The organism is Streptomyces sp. NPDC018045 (genome assembly GCF_044327445.1).
In the GTDB taxonomy this organism is placed as follows: Bacteria; Actinomycetota; Actinomycetes; order Streptomycetales; family Streptomycetaceae; genus Streptomyces.
In genome coordinates, this window is record NZ_JBIRFL010000007.1 from 144,689 (window position 1) to 164,076 (window position 19,388).

The 19,388-nt window shown below is 66.3% G+C and carries 28 protein-coding genes; 9 read left to right on the forward strand and 19 right to left on the reverse strand.

Translation table 11 applies throughout. The features are described from left to right. Positions 1 to 34 precede the first annotated feature (34 nt). The 17 genes from ACH4EB_RS18955 to ACH4EB_RS19035 form a co-directional block, all read right to left on the reverse strand. Positions 35 to 238 (reverse strand): hypothetical protein, encoded by a 204-nt coding sequence (locus ACH4EB_RS18955; protein WP_398348676.1) that lies wholly within the window; start codon positions 236 to 238, stop codon positions 35 to 37. Then, positions 231 to 542, reverse strand: a complete 312-nt coding sequence (locus tag ACH4EB_RS18960; RefSeq protein WP_398348677.1) for a hypothetical protein — start codon at positions 540 to 542, stop codon at positions 231 to 233. Before ACH4EB_RS18960 ends, ACH4EB_RS18955 begins: the two co-directional genes overlap by 8 nt. 14 nt (positions 543 to 556) lie before the next feature. Next, positions 557 to 1,090: a hypothetical protein gene (locus ACH4EB_RS18965; protein WP_398348678.1), complete on the reverse strand. Its 534-nt coding sequence runs from the start codon at positions 1,088 to 1,090 to the stop codon at positions 557 to 559. Further along, positions 1,087 to 1,326: a hypothetical protein gene (locus ACH4EB_RS18970; RefSeq protein WP_398348679.1), complete on the reverse strand. Its 240-nt coding sequence runs from the start codon at positions 1,324 to 1,326 to the stop codon at positions 1,087 to 1,089. Before ACH4EB_RS18970 ends, ACH4EB_RS18965 begins: the two co-directional genes overlap by 4 nt. Next, positions 1,323 to 1,580, reverse strand: coding sequence for a hypothetical protein (locus ACH4EB_RS18975; protein ID WP_398348680.1), 258 nt, complete (start codon positions 1,578 to 1,580; stop codon positions 1,323 to 1,325). Before ACH4EB_RS18975 ends, ACH4EB_RS18970 begins: the two co-directional genes overlap by 4 nt. After that, positions 1,577 to 1,822 carry a hypothetical protein gene (locus tag ACH4EB_RS18980; RefSeq protein WP_398348681.1) on the reverse strand — a complete coding sequence of 82 codons (246 nt, stop codon included), beginning with the start codon at positions 1,820 to 1,822 and terminating at the stop codon, positions 1,577 to 1,579. Before ACH4EB_RS18980 ends, ACH4EB_RS18975 begins: the two co-directional genes overlap by 4 nt. Then, complete coding sequence (locus ACH4EB_RS18985) at positions 1,819 to 2,322, reverse strand: hypothetical protein (protein ID WP_398348682.1); 504 nt, start codon at positions 2,320 to 2,322, stop codon at positions 1,819 to 1,821. The genes ACH4EB_RS18980 and ACH4EB_RS18985 overlap by 4 nt, the downstream gene beginning before the upstream one ends. Further along, complete coding sequence (locus tag ACH4EB_RS18990) at positions 2,319 to 2,588, reverse strand: hypothetical protein (protein WP_398348683.1); 270 nt, start codon at positions 2,586 to 2,588, stop codon at positions 2,319 to 2,321. The genes ACH4EB_RS18985 and ACH4EB_RS18990 overlap by 4 nt, the downstream gene beginning before the upstream one ends. Positions 2,589 to 2,905: 317 nt before the next feature. Continuing rightward, complete coding sequence (locus ACH4EB_RS18995) at positions 2,906 to 3,190, reverse strand: hypothetical protein (protein WP_398348684.1); 285 nt, start codon at positions 3,188 to 3,190, stop codon at positions 2,906 to 2,908. Continuing rightward, a complete protein-coding gene (locus ACH4EB_RS19000; protein WP_398348685.1) occupies positions 3,187 to 3,417 on the reverse strand; it encodes a hypothetical protein in 231 nt (76 codons plus the stop codon). The genes ACH4EB_RS18995 and ACH4EB_RS19000 overlap by 4 nt, the downstream gene beginning before the upstream one ends. Further along, the gene (locus ACH4EB_RS19005) at positions 3,410 to 3,598 is read right to left on the reverse strand and encodes a hypothetical protein (RefSeq protein WP_398348686.1); all 189 of its coding nucleotides are present in this window, start codon (positions 3,596 to 3,598) and stop codon (positions 3,410 to 3,412) included. Before ACH4EB_RS19005 ends, ACH4EB_RS19000 begins: the two co-directional genes overlap by 8 nt. Then, positions 3,591 to 3,965 carry a hypothetical protein gene (locus tag ACH4EB_RS19010; RefSeq protein ID WP_398348687.1) on the reverse strand — a complete coding sequence of 125 codons (375 nt, stop codon included), beginning with the start codon at positions 3,963 to 3,965 and terminating at the stop codon, positions 3,591 to 3,593. The genes ACH4EB_RS19005 and ACH4EB_RS19010 overlap by 8 nt, the downstream gene beginning before the upstream one ends. A 2-nt stretch (positions 3,966 to 3,967) precedes the next feature. Next, positions 3,968 to 4,276, reverse strand: coding sequence for a hypothetical protein (locus ACH4EB_RS19015; RefSeq protein WP_398348688.1), 309 nt, complete (start codon positions 4,274 to 4,276; stop codon positions 3,968 to 3,970). Beyond that, entirely contained in the window at positions 4,276 to 4,518 is a 243-nt protein-coding gene (locus ACH4EB_RS19020) for a hypothetical protein (protein WP_398348689.1), read from the reverse strand. Before ACH4EB_RS19020 ends, ACH4EB_RS19015 begins: the two co-directional genes overlap by 1 nt. A gap of 89 nt (positions 4,519 to 4,607) precedes the next feature. Then, a complete protein-coding gene (locus ACH4EB_RS19025) occupies positions 4,608 to 4,817 on the reverse strand; it encodes a hypothetical protein (protein ID WP_398348690.1) in 210 nt (69 codons plus the stop codon). Next, positions 4,814 to 5,158 (reverse strand): hypothetical protein, encoded by a 345-nt coding sequence (locus ACH4EB_RS19030; RefSeq protein ID WP_398348691.1) that lies wholly within the window; start codon positions 5,156 to 5,158, stop codon positions 4,814 to 4,816. Before ACH4EB_RS19030 ends, ACH4EB_RS19025 begins: the two co-directional genes overlap by 4 nt. 1,324 nt (positions 5,159 to 6,482) lie before the next feature. After that, the gene (locus tag ACH4EB_RS19035) at positions 6,483 to 7,793 is read right to left on the reverse strand and encodes a tetratricopeptide repeat protein (protein ID WP_398348866.1); all 1,311 of its coding nucleotides are present in this window, start codon (positions 7,791 to 7,793) and stop codon (positions 6,483 to 6,485) included. Between the two features lie 426 nt (positions 7,794 to 8,219). On the opposite strand from ACH4EB_RS19035, the gene ACH4EB_RS19040 reads away from it, so the two are divergent. The 4 genes from ACH4EB_RS19040 to galE all read left to right on the forward strand — a co-directional run bounded on the left by ACH4EB_RS19040 (position 8,220) and on the right by galE (position 11,702). Continuing rightward, positions 8,220 to 8,486, forward strand: a complete 267-nt coding sequence (locus tag ACH4EB_RS19040) for a hypothetical protein (protein ID WP_398348692.1) — start codon at positions 8,220 to 8,222, stop codon at positions 8,484 to 8,486. Positions 8,487 to 9,544: 1,058 nt separating this feature from the next. Continuing rightward, complete coding sequence (locus ACH4EB_RS19045) at positions 9,545 to 9,817, forward strand: MoaD/ThiS family protein (RefSeq protein ID WP_398348693.1); 273 nt, start codon at positions 9,545 to 9,547, stop codon at positions 9,815 to 9,817. A 2-nt stretch (positions 9,818 to 9,819) separates the two neighbouring features. Further along, the gene (locus tag ACH4EB_RS19050) at positions 9,820 to 10,713 is read left to right on the forward strand and encodes a formylglycine-generating enzyme family protein (RefSeq protein WP_398348694.1); all 894 of its coding nucleotides are present in this window, start codon (positions 9,820 to 9,822) and stop codon (positions 10,711 to 10,713) included. Further along, entirely contained in the window at positions 10,710 to 11,702 is a 993-nt protein-coding gene (gene galE, locus ACH4EB_RS19055) for a UDP-glucose 4-epimerase GalE (protein ID WP_398348695.1), read from the forward strand. The genes ACH4EB_RS19050 and galE overlap by 4 nt, the downstream gene beginning before the upstream one ends. A gap of 514 nt (positions 11,703 to 12,216) precedes the next feature. Here galE and ACH4EB_RS19060 read toward each other — a convergent pair. After that, complete coding sequence (locus tag ACH4EB_RS19060) at positions 12,217 to 13,959, reverse strand: recombinase family protein (protein ID WP_398348696.1); 1,743 nt, start codon at positions 13,957 to 13,959, stop codon at positions 12,217 to 12,219. A gap of 255 nt (positions 13,960 to 14,214) precedes the next feature. Between ACH4EB_RS19060 and ACH4EB_RS19065 the strand changes: the two genes are divergently transcribed. Then, entirely contained in the window at positions 14,215 to 14,454 is a 240-nt protein-coding gene (locus ACH4EB_RS19065) for a hypothetical protein (protein WP_398348697.1), read from the forward strand. A gap of 19 nt (positions 14,455 to 14,473) precedes the next feature. Here ACH4EB_RS19065 and ACH4EB_RS19070 read toward each other — a convergent pair whose 3' ends face one another. Continuing rightward, positions 14,474 to 15,157, reverse strand: coding sequence for an HAD family hydrolase (locus ACH4EB_RS19070; protein ID WP_398348698.1), 684 nt, complete (start codon positions 15,155 to 15,157; stop codon positions 14,474 to 14,476). Positions 15,158 to 15,252: 95 nt separating this feature from the next. Here ACH4EB_RS19070 and ACH4EB_RS19075 point away from each other — a divergent pair, with 95 nt between their 5' ends. The 4 genes from ACH4EB_RS19075 to ACH4EB_RS19090 all read left to right on the forward strand — a co-directional run bounded on the left by ACH4EB_RS19075 (position 15,253) and on the right by ACH4EB_RS19090 (position 19,388). After that, positions 15,253 to 16,281 carry a FecCD family ABC transporter permease gene (locus tag ACH4EB_RS19075; RefSeq protein WP_398348699.1) on the forward strand — a complete coding sequence of 343 codons (1,029 nt, stop codon included), beginning with the start codon at positions 15,253 to 15,255 and terminating at the stop codon, positions 16,279 to 16,281. After that, entirely contained in the window at positions 16,278 to 17,366 is a 1,089-nt protein-coding gene (locus ACH4EB_RS19080; protein ID WP_398348700.1) for a FecCD family ABC transporter permease, read from the forward strand. Before ACH4EB_RS19075 ends, ACH4EB_RS19080 begins: the two co-directional genes overlap by 4 nt. Beyond that, positions 17,363 to 18,223 carry an ABC transporter ATP-binding protein gene (locus ACH4EB_RS19085; RefSeq protein WP_398348701.1) on the forward strand — a complete coding sequence of 287 codons (861 nt, stop codon included), beginning with the start codon at positions 17,363 to 17,365 and terminating at the stop codon, positions 18,221 to 18,223. The genes ACH4EB_RS19080 and ACH4EB_RS19085 overlap by 4 nt, the downstream gene beginning before the upstream one ends. Before the next feature lie 91 nt (positions 18,224 to 18,314). Continuing rightward, on the forward strand, positions 18,315 to 19,388 hold the full coding sequence (locus ACH4EB_RS19090; protein ID WP_398348702.1) for an ABC transporter substrate-binding protein: 1,074 nt from the start codon (positions 18,315 to 18,317) through the stop codon (positions 19,386 to 19,388).

Sequence of the window (19,388 nt, forward strand, 5' to 3'; positions counted from 1 at the left end):
GCGGGTTCGTTCGAGCTGTTCAGTTGCGCACGGGTTAGTACTGCACCCGCGGTTCCGACCGTCCGAGGTACCGGACCGTCGCCTTCGTCATGGCTGCTGATGACAGGTTCCAGCGGCCCCACCGCCATGCGATGGCTTCGGCCCAACCCCTGCCCTTGGCCGTCTTGAAGACCTGGACGCGCTTCTCGTCGCCGTACTCGATCAGGGCCCAGTGGTACGTGACCGTCGATTCATTCACTGGCGCTCTCCCCTGTCTCCTCTTCCTCCGGGACACGTCCTTCTCCGTGGAACTCCCAGCACGCGGCCTTGAGGCGCGCGACCTCGCGGGGGTGAATGAAATCTCCCTCGGGCCACCGCGGCTCGACCGTGTCGAGCCACTGGCAGTAGACCTCGGGGGTCTGGTCCTCGGGCGCCGGGTGGTCGATGTCCCACAGCAGCGACCGCATCGCGGTCGCCACCAAGGTCGTAGGTGACCAAGCGACCCATATTTCGTGGGCGTTGGCGACCAGCCCCCTGATCCGTGCTGCCTCTGTCTTTGTCATTCCTGCTTCCCCATTCATCCGGCCGCTCGCATCGTGAGCCGAACGGCTACTTCACACTGCTGGGCTACTGGCATGGCGAGCCACCGGGCCCGGCTCTTCTCGTTCAGCGCGTCATGCAGGGCGACACACGCAGCAGCGGTCAACGCATCCACCAACATCCCGTCGACCTTCGAGGCCGAGTGCAGCTCGACTATTCGTCGGTACTCCCCGATCCGGCCCTCAGCCGTCCACCGCTCCTCGGCCGCCCGCTCGTGCGCCAGCTCGGCGGCCTCGACCTCGTTCGGCTCCCGAATCTCATAAGAGCTGCGCGGGTAGACGCGAGGCCCCACACCGTGCCCCGCATAGTTCGCGAGTCGCCACTCGTACGTCTCGTCATCCACGAACCGCGCTTCGACGTGAAGGGCGCAGTACCCGACCGGCCCAACTGGGGACGTACCCCGCTTGGAGATGAAAGTGGTGACCAGGGTCGCGTCGCGGGGGCAGAAGCTATCGGCGCAGCGGCCGAGCGGGTTCACCTGGAGGCCCGACGGGAGTGTCTTGCGCATCATGCGGCCACCAGCTCCCGAATCCGAGTGCGGGAGTCCAGGTAGGAGTTGGTGACCTCCCGGACGAAAGCGACCGTTACCCGCTCGGGGTCCTGGTAGGCCGTGGCCGCCTCCCCACAGGCGCTGAACACCTCACTCAAAGCCGTCATCCGGTCCACCCCTCGTTCCCAGCCGGCCGCCTCGTGCGCCCTCCACGTGAGCGTCGACAGGTCTTCCATGTACCGCTTGGTCAGGCTCATCGGTCCTCCACGGTGATCCGGATGGGCCAGGCGTCGGCGACCAGGAGGCCGCCGTCCAGGCGCTCCCACAGGGCCGCGGTGCGGAAGCCGCGCTCCGGACGCTCCCAGCTCCACAGGATCAGGGTCTGAATCGCGTGGATGTGGTCCTGACGGCGACGCCACGTGTGGACCGGTTCAGGATGGTCCGAGCTGATGATGTCCAGCCGACCGATCGATTCGTTGAAGGTGGCTATCCACCTGGTGGCCGTGCTCACTTGCTGGGGTTCTCCTTGATCTGCCGTACGCGGTAGGTGTGGTGGAAATCGGCGTGCTCACGGTCGCCGTGGTCGTCGCAGTAGGCCGTGCTCAGCCAGCGGCGAATGCCGTACCGCTCCATATCGATCCACCGCGTTGCGGGGTCACCGCAGCCCCAGAACCAGCACCCGATACGCCCGTCATCGAGCGTCTGGAAGTGCCGTACTTCGCTCTTGGTCGAGCCCTTGCCCATGTCCGTCACGCCCCCGCGTCTTCGCGGGCCACATCCAGGACGGGCCGGTACAGACGCGGGTCGGGGTCGCGGCCTTCGCCGCGTGCGCACCCTTCATGGTGGCGCCGAAAGGCCGCCCGGCAGTCCTCGCACATGAACACCCGACCATCCGGGGTCCGGGTCAGCGGGCCCCGCCTCTTTTCCACGTCCAGACAGGGGCGGCACCACCCCGTAACGTCCTCAAGAACGTGCTCGGTGTGCGTGTTCATGTGCTTGTCCCAGCAGCCCTTGCAGAGGCCGCCACCGTGGACGTGCTCAAAGGCGGTGTGAGGCTTCCAGCCCGGATCGATGCCGACCGGGATGGCCTCCACAAGCGCGTGACCGTGGAGGGCCGCCTCCTCGAAGGCGTTGAACCACTTCGCGTTCCAGTGGATGCCCGCGCGCTTCCACGCCCCACACGACCCGTCGTGGTCTGCCGGTTTCCGATAGCCGGTGTCACACACCCAGACCTCGTATCGCCAGCCGCTCATGCTTCACACTCCCCAACAAGGTCGTAAAGGAAAATGTTGTAATCGTTGTGGTAGTCCTTGCGGTACCGCTTCGGCGGGTTGGTAACGCCGTGCTCTTCCGCAAGGAAGGTGAGCGTCGTAGCGGGCATCTCCCGGTAGAGCTGCTGGCGCCACTCCCCCAAAACGAGGTCTACGAAGGGGGCTTCCTCACTCTCACGCCACATGCGGACCCGTATGCGGCTGCGGTCCTCTTCCCACTGCCCGGCACGGATGGTGATCTTAGGCATTGCGCTTCCCCTGAATCTCACACAGCCCGTACGGACGGCAGTTGTCATCCAGCGAGCGGTACGACATGAGCTGATGCCCGTCCTGCCTACTCAGCTCGGCCACCCAGTGATCAAGGCAATCGGCGCACACATGGGCAGTGATTCGCATTCCGCGCCCGTCGGGCCGGGCGGTGACCACGTGGACACTGGACCAGTGCGACGGGTCCTTTTCGCAGGCGATATGCACGGCTTTCCTTTCTCAGTTCTGCCTGTCAGGCTGACAGGCCATGCAAAGGGCCGCTCGAAGAGCACGGTCGAGCGGCCCCAGGCAAGGCCCGTCAGTGCTGAGAGGCCATGGCCTTTTCTTCCGCTTCGGCCACCAGGACCGAAAGCGCGGAGATCATGAAGCGTGCGTCAGCTAGGGAGATCTCAATAGCGCTTCGTGACTCCCACGCAATGCGGTCACGGGATTCCGAGGACCACACCACCTCAATGCTTCCTTGCCGGTCCAGACCTTCTTGGAATTCGAGAGTGTGCCGTACGCCACCGTCCGTGTTTACCCAGAATTCGCGGGCGGAAAGGTCTACGGGGTGCTCTTCGAGTACGTATGCGTCCGTGGTCATGCTGCTACCTTTCGGAATTCGGTCAGGAGATCGCGCAGCAGTTCTTGAGCTGCGAAAGCCTGGTCCCTCTGAACTTCGTCCATGCGCCAAACCTCATGGTCGTCGGCGTATCCTTCATCGGGGTCGTAAGACGGGACCTCTTCGCGGAGCGTCGCCAGCCATCCGGCCTCGTGGTCCTCTATCTGTTTGCGTGCGTTTCGCAGCACGTTGGAGGCTGAATCAGACATTGAGCGTCCCCTCAAAGATCAGCTCAGCGAGTTCCGAGACAAGTTCCACGGCACTATCGGCATTGTCGTAGTAGTCGTAGCGGTCGGTCATGTCCTCATCGCGAGCGTGGTGGATTTCTAGGATTTGGTCCAGCAGCGTGGCGGGTATGGTGATAGCTACGGGCCCAGCAATTTCAGACACTGGCGTACTCCTCCATCAGAAACTTCCTCTCCAGGTCCTCCTGACCGTTGCTGCGGAAGAGTTCGATTTCCGCCCTGCCCTCTTCGGCCCACTCCTCTTCGGTCTCCTCATGGAAGCGAGAGAGGCCCCCGTTGACAATGTCTTGTTCGATGTTCAGACCAAGCTCCCGCCCAGCGTGAAGTAGTGCGCTCATTAGCGCCTGCGCCATGTCAATGAAGTCCTCATCCCGCACGTCGTATACCGTGGGTACGTCTATTCCGGTTTCACCGACACCCGGAAGCGCTGCGTACTGCTTGAGGGCACTGAACCCCCAATCGGCCCGCTTGACGTTCCTTTGAGCCGCGTGCAGATCTCCGAAGTGCGTCATTGTCATGCCTCCACCGATTCGAGCTGAGAAAGAATCTCGCATTTGATGCGTTCCACGTCATCGGAATACCGATGCCCGGAAGCATTCATGGCACCGATCCAGTGCAGTTCGCTGCCCCGGAGCCAAACGGTTCCGTCCCGGCGCCCCCGCACAATCGCGGTGAATGCGCCACCAAGCTGGTCTATCTCCCGGGCATATCGTGAACGTCTCCGCTGAATGACGATCACGGCAGCCAGTGTCGACCAATCTTCATCGGTCAACGTGATCGGATATTCCTTGTTCCCGCTGACCTTGAGTGGTTCCTTTCTCACTACCGCACCACCGTTTCAATACTGCCGTCGGCAAAGGCGCTGACATGCACCCATGCGGGGCCGTAGATCTTGCGCCCCTTAGTGGAGTCCAGGCGCTCAAGGGTGGTCCCCTTATCGAGGCTGATGAACAGCCGCTTATGCGGGCCCTTCGCCTCTCGAAGCGCTCCGTAGACCTCATTTGCGGTGATGTGCTTCTCCTCCTGCGTGAGGTAGTCGTGCGAGTCCACTACGCGAATACGCATGGCCATTCCTTTCGTTTGGTGGTGTTGGTCGAGTGACCAGCCATGGCCTAGGCCGGTGTGAACACACCGGCCCGGCCAAAGCTGTTCAATCAGTCGTTGCACCATTCCGGGGCGTCAGGTATGCCAGGGAAGTTCTCCCGGATAAAACACTCGTCCTCATTTCGAGAAATGACGGGGGCGAGCTTTCTCGCGTCGTCCTCATGCTGGACGTACCCCCCGAAGGAGAAACCGCCAGCGAAAGCCGCTATGACAAGGAAAAGGATCATCGCAGGCTCAATAAGCGTCTTTCGCTTACTCACAGGGAGATCACCTTTTCATTGGTCACGTCGTAAATGGCGAGCTGGGATTCCATGCGCCCTAGCACTACCGCCGCATTGCGATCGGCGATGTTCACAGACAGATCCAGGTACACGAGATCACCGTCTATCCAGGCTCCGAAGAACATCGATTCGTACACGACCCGGTCAAGGTATTCGTGCATGTACTTGTTCAGGTCGGAAACGCTGAACGAGTGCAGAGGGAAAGTGCGCTCACTGCCCGCAACGCTCACCATGTAGCCACTAACGGGCGTCGGACGCATTGGAGAGAAGGTGAGGCCACCATTCGAGATGATGGCCTCGTAGTAGTTGGTGTTCGTCATCGTCATTGCTATACCTCGCGTCTCAAATCAACTTTTGTGGGAAAAAAAGGGGTCCAGTAGCGAACGCCCGTCAGGGAGCGCTACAGGGTCACCTTTACCGCGCCCGGCACCGGCATTCTTGCATCCAGCACACATGAGGCATTCCCTGCCGTCATCCCAATACCCCTGAAATTCGGCAGACTTGGTTATCCCCCACGCGGCACAGACTGAACAGTCCATGTATCGCCCTTTCGGTAGCTGTGTGCCATTTTGAGCACCGTTAATCGGCACTCTCGCACCTCTGCCCGGTGTCGCACCTAAAAGCCGCTCATTCCGGCAGGCAGAGGCCCAGAGGCTTTAGCCTCTATCGCCGTCCACTATTGAGTTATCAAGTCGCCAGCACTGCCTTTGTAATCGCCCCCTTGGGGCTTTCCTCCGGGTGCCTGCCCCGTGGGGCTGACAGGAAGAACATTACGTGGTTTCGCGTCTCAGTTCAACTTGTGGTTAGGCACGCATGATGCACACGCATTCGCGCGTACATAAGGAAGACGCGCGTTGCACATTCACGGCCCTCTAATCAATAGGCAACATAGTGAGACGTATCACTTCTACCCGCTTCAGGCACTACCGTCAGTCGCATTGCCATCACATAGCGCCATGACTCACCCGCCGCATTTTGCCTAGTCTTTGCTTGAGTGGCGGTCCCGACGGAACCATTCGTTATGGAACTGTTACCGCACTCGCGTGTGTCTCAGATCAACTCTGAGTGACGAAGGTAAGGCACTCCGTTATGCAGCGCCCCGATAGGCGCTAATGGTTCATTCATTCGGCCGCAATGACTTATTGCCGTTGTGTCGCAAATGCATTCACGCGTGACCCAAATAGGTATCTCGTCATTACCGCTGGAGTCTTTCGGTATGCGATTCCCTCAAGGGCAATGGGTGAATGAATCATTGCGTCTGCCTGTGCATCACGGGGGTAATACCTTTCATTACCTCATGAGGACCCACCGGGGGTGGGTTCCTCCGGCCGCGTACGGGTATGAAGCGTTCAGTGGCCTCTCGGCGGCCTGGCCGGCGGTAGGCCGAGGGAAGGGTGTCCGATGCCGAAAAGGCGCCCGAGAGGGGCCCTCAAGGCCGTTCCTGGGGCTCGTTGGCGCGAACCTGGCGCGGCGGGGGCCGCATGAATGAATCATTGGTGTGAAATGGGCAACTTTTGGGCGAGATGCCGTACTGTTCGCCCCGCTATCACACCTACATACTTTATGCCGGGGGTTATATACACCTCCTGAGACACCCCAGGAAGCAGTAAGCCCCCTCCTTCGAGAGGGGGGGCTTGTACTGGCCTATACCTTGACGGCCTCTGGCAACGATTTGTACCGGTCCAACAGCTCCTTCGCTGCCCCGTGCTTCGAATAGGGCTTGAGGAGGGCCGCCATTTCGCGGAACCGAGCATCACAGCGCCCTGACTGCACCATCGGGTACTCATCTAGGGCCAAGGTCCACGCTGCGCAGGCTTCTTCGAGGTGCCCGATGGACAATTTCCTCTCCGCAATCATCTGCCGGTGCTTCACCCGACTCCTGCGGTAGACCTGGTAGCACAGACGGTCTGATTCGACCATGGCTTCCACCGAGCCGGCCAGATCACCCATCTCGAACTTCACCTGGGCGATGTGGTAGTAGAGGGAGGAGGGGTCATACGACCCGAGAGCCTTCTCCTTCGACTCTGCTTTCTCCATCGCGACCTCGGCCTCGGCCATGTATCGCACAGCCGTGTGCTTCTCACCGATCTGCGCATAGCAATGCGCCTGCTGGCCGGCAAGGAAAGCCCGCATCCGAGGGCCGGCGTGCGGGGAAGCCGCGGCAGCGGCGTCAGCGAGTCGAACCGCACGCTGCCCGTGCCCCAGATCGACCGCCTGGAGGCTCATCCCGCGGAGAGTCGTGCAGTACGTGAGGTGGTCGTTGGCGTGGCCGGCCAGTTCCAGAGCTTTGAGGTAGTACTGCTGAGCCAGACCGTGGTAGCCCTCGTCCACAGCCATGTAGCCAGTCAGGTAGCACAGGTCGGAGGCTGCGGACAGCATCCCCTCCCGCACCTCCTGCGGAGCGTCAGCCTGGAGGTAGGCCGAAACAGTGTTCACCAGGAAGGAAGCGGCCATGGGGCGTGCATGTCGGCCGCCGAACTGGTCGTCCACCTCGGACAGCTTGTCGGTCATCGCTATCACCATGTCCACCTCCCCCCAGCCGATCCGCGAGCTGCGCCCGGATTGGACCGCCTCAGCCCTGCCAACGACGTCATGCCAGGCCGGGATGGTCAGTGCCACGGAGAACAGGCTTGCCCCGAGCACACCCCTTCGCGTCGGGTCCATGTCGCGCCTCCCAAGGTCCACGAGTCCTTCCACTGTGTCCATGGTGCGGGAAGGTGCAGGGGACTCTTCGAAGCCCAGCTCGGTCATTGTCACCGGACGCATGAGCCTGCGGGCGAACGCCTCACGTACGAGCGGCTGCACATTTTTGCGTGGCTTGCCCCCGTTGAGCCACTGGTGCACAGACACCGCGGTGTACCGGAGAGGCTTGCCGGTCTCTGTGCCAGCCCGATTCACCGCCATGGCGAGCTGACTGTAGGTCCAATCAGCCTCGGCCAGCAGGCGGGCCAGCATCTCGTTGTTGACGATCTTGCTCACTGCCTTCATCTCCCCGGCCTGGGTCGATTCTTAAGGTTCTTAAGTCGCCACGTTGCACGTACCGTACCGCCGTCCGCTAAGGCGCGGTTACCTGTTCGTCAGTAGGTCAACTAGCCAGGCTGCGCAAGCGGTACAAGCGATGCAGAGGGGCAGTTCAAGATGTCGAGCAGACATGCTGTGTCCGGCCCGATTGCCTTGGCGCTTCCCACTCTTGAGCCGGTACCCGTCGAGGGCTGCAACATATGTCGCGCTCTCGACAACCAGCGCACGAGGGCCCGCGGGATCGGCAGTGTGGCCACGGTGCAGCACGTGAACCGCCAGATATCCGCGCATCCGCACCGTCAGGCCAGCAGCTCCAGCTCCGTGCCCCGTTCGACGACTACCTGAGAGGGAGCAACTTCGATGAACAAGACCCTCTACGAAGTGGGGGATGTGGTCAGGGATTGCTCGAAGGACCGCACAGGCACCGTGGAGTCGGCCGAGGGGACGGTACTCACGCTGGTACGCCCCTCTGGTCTCTCGTGGTCGGTAGACGCCAAGACCGTTCGCTTCGCCACTACCGCACAGAAGGCGGAGTTGAAGAACCTCCAGGACCGCCAGGACCAGCGGCGCAGGGGCGTCAGTCGTCTGAGCGCCGCGCCGCCGCCGAGGAAGTCTTCCTGTTCCTGATCACTGTGGCCATCGGAGCGTTCTTCGCAGCCGTCTGGCTCCGTTCCTCATCCCCGTAACGCCCGCCCCTGCCTCTCCCCCGGAGCCGGCAGGGGCAGGGGCGGACCTCCCCAACTACCAAGATCCCGCTATAAGAGCCAAAGGACGAAGCAGTGGGTTCGCCGGACGATCACGGCAAACGAGGGCCTGCCCTGCCGCGCGGTACGGCGCGCATGGTGCTGACACCGGACCACGTCCGGGTCGGTGACTGGGTGCTCATTGACATGTGGCACCAGGTGGCCGACATGCGGTACAGGAGTGGTGGCGGCAAGACGTTGATCTTCAGGAGCCGGCCCCCCGTTGGCATCGACTCCTCCATAGATGTCGCCCGTCCCGTCGACTACCTGGGACAGGAAGTCTCTCTTCGCCCTCATGGTTGACCGTCCCCACTTCCGCCCTTTCCTCCCCCCCCATTCAGGACCCACCATGAACTGCCCCCGCTGCCAGAAGCTGACCCGCGACCTCGACGCCGCCGTTGCATCAGGCGACCGATCCAAGGCCGCGGACTGCCGTGTCCTCATTGATCGGCACCCCGACCACGACCGCCCGGCTCCTGCGTCCAAGAAGGGCAGGGCCGCGCGGTGACCCGCGTACACGGCATGTTCGGCGTCACGGTCGGAGAAGACGTTTTCACCGTCCACAAGGCCCGCGTGGTCGGCGAAGATCCACCCAAACACCGCCCCCTGTGCGATTCCGGGACAGCCGACGACGAGATCACTACCTGGCGTCGCGCCGTGAACTGCGAAGCGTGCCTACGCCTCCCAGACCCGGAGGACGACTATGCGTAAGCCGTGCCCGTGCCACGCGGCCAAGGCTGACCCTCGAAACGCCATCGTGACCAAGGACCGCCGCGCCGCCGAAGACCAGAAAGCCAAGCGGGCTGAGCTGGTGGAACGGATGCGCGAACGCCTCACCGGCAAGCCGAGCACCGGCTAGCCCACAGACGCCCGCCCCCTTGCCCTGGCCGCGGGACTCGGCAGGGGGCGGGCCTCCACCCCTCTCTTCCGCGGGAGGTACCAATGCCCAACGTCCAAGTCCCCGATGCTTGGGGCACCGTGATCGGTGAAACGACTGTGGTGGAGGTCGAAGCCACCACCGTGCTCAGTGCTTTGGAAATCCTCACCAACCGGTTCCCGGCGCTGAGGGGCCGTGTCTTCAGCACGCCGGGTGTCGTGGCCTCCTGGCTCAACGTGGCCGTTGACGGGGCCATCGTGGGGCGCGCGGACATCCCTCGCACCCTGTTGACGGCCGACCAGACGGTTCTCGTCGTCCCAGCCTTGGCTGGAGGTTGACCGTGGACCTCGTTCCGATTCCCGCTGGCGTGCTACTGCGGGGCAGCACCACGGCCCAACTCAACCAACTGGACGCAGAGCAGCATCTGAACCGGTCATGGTTCGAGGACGAGACCCCCACAGCCACAGTCGAAGTGGCTCCGTTCGCGATCGGTCGATACCCGGTCACCAACCGCCAGTTCGCCGAGTTCGCCACCGTCACCGGCTACGTCACCGAGGCAGAGCAGCGCGGATTCGGACTGGTCTACGGGGCGGAGTTCTGGGAGGAGCGTCCAGGTGCAAGCTGGCGCTACCCAGCCGGGGCAGCGGAACCGCGCTGGCGCTGGCATGAGGTGCCCGACCATCCGGCCATCCACCTGTGCGCCGCCGACGCAGACGCCTACGCCACGTGGGCACACCTGCGGCTGCCCACGGAAACTGAATGGGAGTACGCCGCCCGTGGTCCCAGCTCCTTCCGCACGTGGCCTTGGGGCGACCGCTGGGCCTCCGACGCCTGCAACTGCGCCGAACACTGGAACGACTCCTCCCCCATCACTGACGCTGCTTCCTGGCGCCAATGGTGGAGCACTCACCACATGCGCCATCGTGCGCCCACCACCACCCGCGTGGGATCGCATCCTGACGGCGCATCCCCCTTTGGAGTGATGGACCTCGCCGGAAACGTCCTGGAGTGGACGGGCAGCCTCTACCGTCCCTACCAGCCCGATCACTCGTACGGCGCGCTCTATGACCACATCAAAGAGCGGTACCGCACCGCGCGCGGCGGTAGCTGGATGCACTACCGCTACCAGTGCCGCACCGCCGAGCGATTCGCGGGCGATCAGCGGTACAGCAGCGTCCAAACCGGCTTCCGCTGCGCTGGAAGTTTCGACCCCACAGAACGGATCGGATCATGACCGTACTCATCACCGGAGGCGCCGGCTACATCGGCAGCACCATCGCCTCCGCACTCACCGACCAGGGGATCGAACCCGTCATCCTGGACAACCTGATCACCGGCCGCCGAGAGTTCACCACTGGCCGGCACTTCTACGAGGGCGATGTCGCCGATGGCGCGCTCATCGATCGGATCTTCTCCGAGCACCCCATCGACGCGGCCGTGCACTGTGCCGCCTTGGTCGTCGTGCCCGAGTCCGTCGCTGATCCGGTGCGGTACTACCGCGAGAACGTCAGCAAGACGGTGGAGTTCACTGCCCACCTCATCCGCAACAACTGCCGCCGCTTGGCCTTCAGCTCGTCCGTGTCGGTCTACGCCGGGGACACCACCGAGGTCACGGAGGGCAGCCGGATCAGCCCCTCAAGCCCCTACGCCCAGACCAAAGCCATCGTCGAGACTTTCCTGCGGGACGTGGCCCGCACGGGCGCGCTCACGGCGGTGGCGCTGCGCTACGCCAATCCGATCGGCAGCGACCCCAAGCTGAGGACGGGGCTCCAGATCGACGCGCCCACCCATATTCTCGGCCGCCTTATCAGTGCAGCCGAGGGGGACGGGCAGTTCACCATCACCGGTACAGGCTGGCCTACCCGCGACGGCTCCGGACTGCGGGACTACATCCACATCTGGGACCTCGCACAGGCCCACGTGTCCCTTCTACAGCGGTTCGACTCCGTGCCCACCGAAGAGGGCTACAACGTCCTCAACCTCAGCACGGGCCACGGCACCACCGTCCGAGAAATGGCCCTCGCCTTCCAGGCGGCGACCAAGCGCACCCTTGACGTCACAGAGGCCGCGACTCGCCCCGGTGATGTCGCCGGGTTCTGCGCAGACAACACCCGCGCCATGCAAGCACTGGAATGGGCACCGAAGCTGACCATCTCCGACGCCATCAACGACGCCATGGCATGGCGCCCCCGACGCGCGCAGATGCTCCGCACCCGCGACTGACTGGCCAGCCTGCCACCGACGGCCCCGGCCGCGCGTTCTTCCCCCGAGACGTGCGGTCGGGGCTCTGATGTTCCCCTCGCCGGCCGGTTGTGCGATCTTGTGGCCATGACTGTGCACAACATCATCGGAGACGGCGCCCGCATAGGCGGTATGGCTATACAGGTCGGGCATCTCGGCAATGCGCCCCGCCTCCTCCCCGACGCGCGAGAGACTGCATCTCGGCTGGCTGGCATGGCAGCCGAGTCCGGGCCGCGCTTGGCACTCACCACCGCGGGCGAGGCGAAGGCGGTGAGGCGCCTTCTGATGTTGGTCTCCGACACGTACCCGGAGCTGGCCGGCGTGGCAGACGACTTGGCGGAGTCTCTGCGCACGCGACTCGCCGAGCACAGATAGGTGCAGTCCAGCCCGCCGTCGGTCGATGAATGAATCATTCGCTTGCTCCGCCAGCCGTGCTCGCCCGCCGACACGTGAAACCCCCGACGCATCCACCGTGCCGGGGGTTCCACTCGATCAGTTACGCGGTCTGCTCGGCGGTCTCTCGCTTCTCGCGTTCCTTCTTGTACTTCTCCAAGCGCTCCTGAAGCACCTTGGGCAGCTCGGCCGCGCCGTAAGTCTGTTCCATCAGCTCTCGGAACTCGGGGTCTTCGAGCAGGTGGGGGGATGCCCAGTGCTGGGGGACGTTCCAGCCGTGCCAGAGCCAGTCAGCCGCCTCCGGCATGACGAGCTTCAGTTCCTCGGCGATGCGGCCGATCTCTCCGAGGTCAAGCACGGCGCCGGATCGGTTGCCGCGGGTCATGTTCGGCAGGCAGTCACGCCAGACCCACATGGTGACCTTGTACTCGCGGAGGAAGTCCCGGCGGTCGTGCTCATCCTTCTCCGCCCAGACCTCTGCGTACTTGCGGCCGGTGGCCTTGATCTCCGGACTCTTGCGCTCCTCCTCGGCCCTCTTGAGGGCCTGCACCTTGCCGGACAGGGCCTTGTGCATCCGCCAGTAGGAGTCTTCCTGCCCTTCCCCGTCGTACTTGCCGTCAAGGAAGTCGGCTTCGAGCTTGGTCAGGCGAGCTTCGGCGGCTTCCAGCTCCTTCTTGTTCGAGGGGCCCGCGCCGGCCCGCTCGTACATGTCCCACTGGCCGACGCTGCTGACGATGATGTCCTCGGCGACCCGGTCGAGTTCTTCACACGCGATGTAGGCGCCCTTCTCGCATGTCCCCCCGCGGAATCGGTTGGTGCACCGGTAGAAGGATCTTGACGGTGCTCGGGTGCCGTCCTTGCGCTTCGCTCCGGAAGTGTTGACTCGGGCGAGCGAGGCGCCGCATTCACCGCATTTCGCGACCCCGGCGAGGAGGCTCTTCGCGGCCCGCGTCACGGTTTCTCCCTCTTCCTTCTCGGCGGGTGCTATGCGGTCTACGAGGTCGAACCATTCCTCCATGGTCGCGTGGGGCTGTGTCGGCATGACGTACGGCTCACCGTCGTCGTTGAGGACGGCTTCCCCCTTGTATGTGTAGATCCCGGCGAACCATGGCGAGCGGATCATCTTGTTGATGATCGTGGCCTGCCACAGGATGCCTTTGGGCTCCTTGCCTTTGAGGACCCGCTGATGATCACTCCAGGTGAGGATCTTTGCTTCGTTGAACTCTTTGGCGATCTTGTGGGTAGTCTGCTTCTTTTCCCTGATCCGATTCTTGATGTCCTCGACCACGGGCCAGTAGGACTCTTCCCGCTCAATGATCTTCCGGCGGTCACCTTCGGCCTCGACCAGCTTGTACCCGGTCGGCGCCGCGCCCACGAGCCAGCTCTTGTTTTCGAGGCGGGTCTGTACGCCGTTGAGAATGCGGGCCTGGATGGTGTCCCACTCGGCCTCGGCGAAGACAGCCGTGATCTGGGCCATCATCTTTCCGGGCCCGGTGGAAAGATCGAATCCTTCTTCAACGCATACAATGAATTTTCCGTGATCGTTGCACCATTTCAGCAGCTCGTTGAAGTGAAGTGCTCTTCGCGTGAGCCGGTCGAGCTTGGCGGCAATGATCACGTCGAACTCGTCTTGGCGGTTGGTCAGCCACTTGCCGAGCTTCGGGCGCTTGAACGGGGAGAGGCCGCCGGACACGTCGGTGTCCTCGGCTTCGCCAACGAGGAGGCCGGCGACATGGGGGGCGCTCAGGTGGTGCTGGATGCTTCGACGCTGCCGGACGATGGCGGTCGATTCGTCGGAGTCGGAGGACAGCCGGAGGGCTGCGAGGTAGCGCAGGTTGGGTTGCATGATCGCCACCCTAAGACATGCGTGCTTAGTGAATCCACTTGACCTTGCCGGTAGGCACGTCTGTCCTCGTCCTCGTACTCGTCGGAAGACCACTGGGGTCTGGTTACGGTGTTTCCTGCGGGAAAAAACAGCTCTGGATAGCAGTGCAGCGGGCCACCTGACCCGCCACCCCCCAAGGCTAATGGTCCGGTGCCCGGTGACAAGACGTCGCCGGGTGGTTCCCCCGCGCTTCTGGCCCGGACTTACCCTGGTCCTGTGTCTGACGAAACTCCCCAGGCAGGGGATCTGCTGGTCCGGATCGGCGCGATTGTTTTCCTGATTGGCGCGGTGGCCACTCTCGCCACCGTGACCCCGTTGTTCATCGGGGCCGATCCGCTGCCGTCCGTCTTCTACTGGGTCTGCATGCTGATGGGCGCCGGCTTCCTCATCGCCGGGGCCGGAGTGCTGCGTTCCGTCGCGGCGCAGCGCCGGCAGGCGAGGTCGTCCACGGCGTGAGCGCCCGGGCCGGGCGGACTCACGCGGTCCGCCGGGCCCGCTGTGCCAGGTACCCCTCCAGCCAGGCCGGGAAGCCGGTCAGGTCGTCGAGGAGCACGTTCGCGCCGGCCGCGCGCAGCTCGTCCGCGGCGCACGGCCCGGTGGCCACGGCGACGGACAGCGCATCGGCGGTCCGCGCACCGCGTACGTCACCGGTGTGGTCGCCGACGTAGACGGACGCGCCGTGCGTGCGCAGCGCCTCGGCCTTGGCCTCCGCCCACAGCGAGCCGATGACGGCGTCCGCGCCGATGTCCAGATGGTCCAGGTGCAGCTTGGCGTTGGGCTCGTACTTCGCGGTCACCACGATCGCCCGGCCGCCGTGGCGCTGGACGGCGGCCACCGCCTCGCGGGCGCCCGGCATCGCGAGCGTCCCGGTGATCGCGTGGGACGGGTACAGCTCCCGGTACAGGTCGCTGATCTCGGCCACCCGTTCCTCGGGGAACCACCGGCGGATCTCCTGCTCCAGCGGCGGCCCGAGCCGGGTGATCGCCGCGTCCGCGTCGACGTACGTCCCGGTCGCGGCGGACAGCGCCTCATAGGCCGCCTTGATGCCGGGGCGGGAGTCGATCAGCGTCATGTCCAGGTCGAAGCCGACCGTGAGCGACTGCGTGGCCGTGGCGACCGTGGGATCGGGTACCGGGGTGTGCGAAGCCATGGTGGCCATTGTGGCCGATGACCGCGGTGCGGCGGGCCTACACTGAGCGCCTCCTGACTTCGCCCCGCTCCCCCGCCCCGCGGCGCCGTCGCGAAAGGGAACCGATGCCAGTCGTCCGGTCCGGTGGCCCCGGAGCCCCCCTGGTGGGACGCCGCGTCGGCTGGACGGCGGTGGCGGTGCTCGCCCTGCTGCTGGCGGTACTCCTCTCGCTCGCGGTCGGCAGCCGCCCGTTCACGCCGTCCGAGGTGCTCGACGCGCTGCTGTACGGCGGGGACGGCGACGCCGCGCAGGTGGTGCGCTTCCTGCGGCTGCCGCGCACGCTGATCGGCCTGCTGGTCGGCGCCGCGCTCGCCCTCGCCGGCACGGCCCTTCAGGGCATCACCCGCAACCCCATCGCCGACCCGGGGGTCCTCGGCATCAGCCAGGGCGCCTCGGTGGGGGTGGTCCTCGCGCTGTCCTTCCTGGGCGTGCACACCCTCAGCGGCTATGTGTGGTTCGCCTTCGCGGGCGCCGGGGCCGCCGCGGTCGCGGTCCACGCGATCGCCGCCGGCGGGCGGGGCGGCGCGACGCCCGTGAAGCTGGCCCTGTCCGGCGCGGCGGTCAACGCGCTGCTCGTCGCGGTGACGATGGCGGTGCTGACGACCAAGGCGGCGGCGCTGGACGAGTTCCGGTTCTGGCAGGTCGGCTCGCTCACCGGCCGGGACAGCGAGGTCGCCGCGCGGATCTGGCCGTTCCTGCTGGTGGGCGCGGTGCTCGTGCTGTCCGTCGCGCGCGGCCTGGACGCGCTGGCGCTCGGCGAGGACGTGGCCGGGGGGCTCGGGCAGCACGTCGCCGCCGTACGGGTCGTGGCCGGGCTCGGGGCGACCGTCCTGACCGGCGCGGGTGTCGCGGCGGCCGGGCCGATCGCCTTCGTGGGCCTGGCCGTGCCGCACCTCGCCCGCGCGGCCGTGGGCGGCGGCCACCGCCGGCTGCTGCCGATGGCGGCGCTGCTCGGCCCGGTCGTCGTGCTGCTCTCGGACGTCGCCGGGCGCGTGCTGTTCCCGCCGTCCGAGGTGCCGGCGGGGGTGCTGACGGCCCTGATCGGCGTCCCGTTCCTGGTCGCCCTCGTACGGCGGAAGGCGGTGCCCGCATGACGCGACCGGCCACCGGCCCCGGCGCCGTCGTACGGCACGCCCGTACGCGGCCCGCCGGGTACGGGCTCGTGCGCGCCGGGCGGGGCTCCTTCCTCGTGCACCGGCGGGCGGCGGGCGTCGCCGGTGTGCTCGCCGTCCTGCTCGCCGCCGTCTGCCTGGCGTATCTGTGTGTCGGCGCATCCTTCGTGCCGCCCGGTGAGGCGCTGCGGGTCGTCCTGGGGCGGCCGTCGTCGCAGGAGCTGGTCGTCGGGACGCTGCGGCTGCCCCGGATGGCGGCCGGCCTGCTGGTCGGCGCGGCCTTCGGGGTCGCGGGCGGGCTGATCCAGAACGTGGCCCGCAACCCGCTCGCCAGCCCGGACGTCATCGGCGTCACGCAGGGCGCGAGCGCGCTGACGGTGGGCGCGATGACGTTCGGCGTGACCTCGTACGCCGTCCTGCCGTACCTGTCGGTCGCCGGCGGCGTGCTCGCCGCCACCCTCGGCTACGTCTTCGCCTGGCGCCGCGGCCTGCACGCCACCCGCTTCGTCCTGATCGGCATCGGCTTCGCCGTCGCACTGCGCTCGCTCACCCATCTGTTCCTCACCAAGGGCGACCGCCTCGTCGCCCAGCAGGCGCAGGTGTGGCTGACCGGCTCGCTCAACGGGCGCGGCTGGGCGGAGGCCGCGCCGCTGGGATGGGCGCTGCTGGTGCTGCTGCCCGCCGTCCTGTGGGCGGCCCGCGCCCAGCGCACCGTCTCGCTGGACGACGACACGGCGACCGCCCTCGGCGTACGGCTGAACCGCACCCGCCTCGGTCTGGTCGCGCTCGGCGTGGTGCTGGCGTCGACGGCGACCGGCGCGGCCGGGCCGGTCGACTTCGTGGCGCTGCTCGCCCCGCAGACCGCCCGCCGCCTGACCCGTACGGCACAGATCCCGCTGCTGTGCTCGGCGCTGCTCGGCGCGGTCGTCGTCGTCCTCGGCGACCTGCTCGCCCGCAAGCTGCTCGCGCCGACCGAACTGCCGGTGGGGGTGCTGACCGCGGCCGTCGGCGCCCCGTACCTGATCCACCTGATCATCCGCAGCCGGGCCGTGGGAGGACGCGCGTGACCGAGGGCAGCAAGGACACGGCTCCCGCCGGCGGCCGTCTCGCGGCCCGGGACCTGACGCTCGCCTACGAGGACCGCACGGTCGTCGCCGGGCTCGACATCGACATCCCGCCCGGCGCGGTCACGGTCGTCGTCGGCCCCAACGCCTGCGGCAAATCCACCCTGCTGCGGGCGCTGGGCCGGCTGCTCAAGCCGCGCCGCGGCACCGTCCTGCTGGACGGTACGGACCTGGCCCGCATCCCCACCAAGAAGATCGCCCGGTCGCTGGGGCTGCTGCCGCAGACCCCCGTCGCGCCCGAGGCGATCACCGTCGCCGACCTGGTCTCGCGTGGCCGCCAGCCGCACCAGCACTGGTGGCAGCAGTGGTCCGAGGCCGACGAGCAGGCCGTCACCGAGGCCATGGACCGTACGGACGTGACGCCGCTGGCCGACCGGCCGGTGGACGAGCTGTCCGGTGGGCAGCGGCAGCGCGTGTGGATCGCGATGGCGCTCGCGCAGGAGACCGGCCTGCTGCTCCTGGACGAGCCGACGACGTACCTCGACATCGCGCACCAGGTCGAGGTGCTGGACCTGATCCGGCAGCTCAACCACGACCGGGGGCGCACCGTCGTCGCCGTCCTGCACGACCTCAACCAGGCCGCGCGCTACGCCGACCACCTGGTGGCGATGAAGCAGGGGCGCATCGTCGCGCAGGGACACCCCTCGGCGGTCGTCACGGCCGGGCTGGTGCGGGAGGTGTTCGGGCTGGAGTCGGTGGTCGTACCCGATCCGGTGACGGGCTCACCTCTGGTGGTGCCGGGGCGGCCTTGGCAGGCTCCGGGTGGGGCAGGCGGCGCGCCCCCGCCCGGGTCCGCGTAGCTGCGCCGCCGCTGGCTCCGCCAGTTCCGTAACCCGCCGTCCGCGCGGCCGCCCGCCGGCGCCGCGGGCGGCCCGGCCGAAAGGGCTTGTCATGCCGCTCCCCGCAGTCCCCCGTCCGGTTCCGTGGGCCGGGCGCCGCCGTGCCCTGCTCGCCGTGACCACCGCTCTGGCCGCTTCGCTGACCCTGGCCGCCTGCGGTTCGGGCGGGTCCGGCGGCCCGTCCGGACCGGGCGGTTCCGGGTCCTCGGACGAGGCGGCCGACTGCCCGGCGCAGCCCGCCACCACCTGGGCGCAGCCCGCGGCCGGCGAGGGCAGGCACCGGGTCCGTACGGCGCAGGGCGAGGTGACGGTGCCCAACGCGCCGGAACGCGTGGTCGTGCTGGACACCGCGGAGCTGGACTCCGCGATCACGCTCGGGGTCCGGCCGGTCGGCGCCACCCGCGCCGACGTGGCCGGCGGCTTCCTGAACTACCTGCCGAAGGACAAGCTCGCGGGCATCCAGGACGTCGGCACGATCGGCGCGCCGAACCTGGAGGCGGTCGCCGCCCTGAAACCCGACCTGATCCTCACCAGCAAGGTGCGCGACGGAAAACGGTACGAACAGCTCAAGGCCATCGCGCCCACGGTCATGACGGAGACCACCGGCTACCCGTGGAAGCAGAACTTCGCCACCCACGCCGACGCGCTGGGCAGGATCCCCGAGGCGAAGCGGGCGGTCGCCGCGTACGAGGCACACGCCGAGCGGGTCACCGCGGCGCTCGGCGGGGCCGCGGCGGCGAAGCGGACCACGACCAACGTCGTCCGCTTCGTCGCGGGCGCCGACACCCGCGTCTACGGCTGCCGCAGCTACATCGGCACCGTCCTCAACGACATCGGCACCGGCCCGACCAGCGTGGTGCGGGACGCGCCGGACGGCATGATGATCGAGGTCAGCGCGGAGCAGGTGACCAAGGCCGACGCGGACGCGGTCTTCTACACGGCGTACGGCAGCCCGGAGAAGTCCAAGGAGTCGCAGGTCACCGGCGGGGCGCTGTGGAAGAACATGAAGGCGGTCAGGAACGGCCGTACCTTCCGGGTCGACGACGAGCTGTGGATCCAGGGCATCGGCTACACCGCGGCGGGTCAGATCCTGGCCCAGTTGCAGGAGAAGCTGGCGAAGAAGTAG

Excerpts from the sequence above, each read along its gene's own strand:
- ACH4EB_RS18960 (WP_398348677.1), bottom strand. The coding sequence starts at position 542 with ATGACAAAGACAGAGGCAGCACGGATCAGGGGGCTGGTCGCCAACGCC.
- ACH4EB_RS18965 (WP_398348678.1), bottom strand. The coding sequence starts at position 1,090 with ATGATGCGCAAGACACTCCCGTCGGGCCTCCAGGTGAACCCGCTCGGC.
- ACH4EB_RS18970 (WP_398348679.1), bottom strand. The coding sequence starts at position 1,326 with ATGAGCCTGACCAAGCGGTACATGGAAGACCTGTCGACGCTCACGTGG.
- ACH4EB_RS18985 (WP_398348682.1), bottom strand. The coding sequence starts at position 2,322 with ATGAGCGGCTGGCGATACGAGGTCTGGGTGTGTGACACCGGCTATCGG.
- ACH4EB_RS18990 (WP_398348683.1), bottom strand. The coding sequence starts at position 2,588 with ATGCCTAAGATCACCATCCGTGCCGGGCAGTGGGAAGAGGACCGCAGC.
- ACH4EB_RS18995 (WP_398348684.1), bottom strand. The coding sequence starts at position 3,190 with ATGACCACGGACGCATACGTACTCGAAGAGCACCCCGTAGACCTTTCC.
- ACH4EB_RS19000 (WP_398348685.1), bottom strand. The coding sequence starts at position 3,417 with ATGTCTGATTCAGCCTCCAACGTGCTGCGAAACGCACGCAAACAGATA.
- ACH4EB_RS19010 (WP_398348687.1), bottom strand. The coding sequence starts at position 3,965 with ATGACGCACTTCGGAGATCTGCACGCGGCTCAAAGGAACGTCAAGCGG.
- ACH4EB_RS19020 (WP_398348689.1), bottom strand. The coding sequence starts at position 4,518 with ATGCGTATTCGCGTAGTGGACTCGCACGACTACCTCACGCAGGAGGAG.
- ACH4EB_RS19030 (WP_398348691.1), bottom strand. The coding sequence starts at position 5,158 with ATGACGAACACCAACTACTACGAGGCCATCATCTCGAATGGTGGCCTC.
- ACH4EB_RS19035 (WP_398348866.1), bottom strand. The coding sequence starts at position 7,793 with ATGCTGGCCCGCCTGCTGGCCGAGGCTGATTGGACCTACAGTCAGCTC.
- ACH4EB_RS19040 (WP_398348692.1), top strand. The coding sequence starts at position 8,220 with ATGAACAAGACCCTCTACGAAGTGGGGGATGTGGTCAGGGATTGCTCG.
- ACH4EB_RS19045 (WP_398348693.1), top strand. The coding sequence starts at position 9,545 with ATGCCCAACGTCCAAGTCCCCGATGCTTGGGGCACCGTGATCGGTGAA.
- galE (WP_398348695.1), top strand. The coding sequence starts at position 10,710 with ATGACCGTACTCATCACCGGAGGCGCCGGCTACATCGGCAGCACCATC.
- ACH4EB_RS19060 (WP_398348696.1), bottom strand. The coding sequence starts at position 13,959 with ATGCAACCCAACCTGCGCTACCTCGCAGCCCTCCGGCTGTCCTCCGAC.
- ACH4EB_RS19070 (WP_398348698.1), bottom strand. The coding sequence starts at position 15,157 with ATGGCCACCATGGCTTCGCACACCCCGGTACCCGATCCCACGGTCGCC.
- ACH4EB_RS19075 (WP_398348699.1), top strand. The coding sequence starts at position 15,253 with ATGCCAGTCGTCCGGTCCGGTGGCCCCGGAGCCCCCCTGGTGGGACGC.
- ACH4EB_RS19080 (WP_398348700.1), top strand. The coding sequence starts at position 16,278 with ATGACGCGACCGGCCACCGGCCCCGGCGCCGTCGTACGGCACGCCCGT.
- ACH4EB_RS19090 (WP_398348702.1), top strand. The coding sequence starts at position 18,315 with ATGCCGCTCCCCGCAGTCCCCCGTCCGGTTCCGTGGGCCGGGCGCCGC.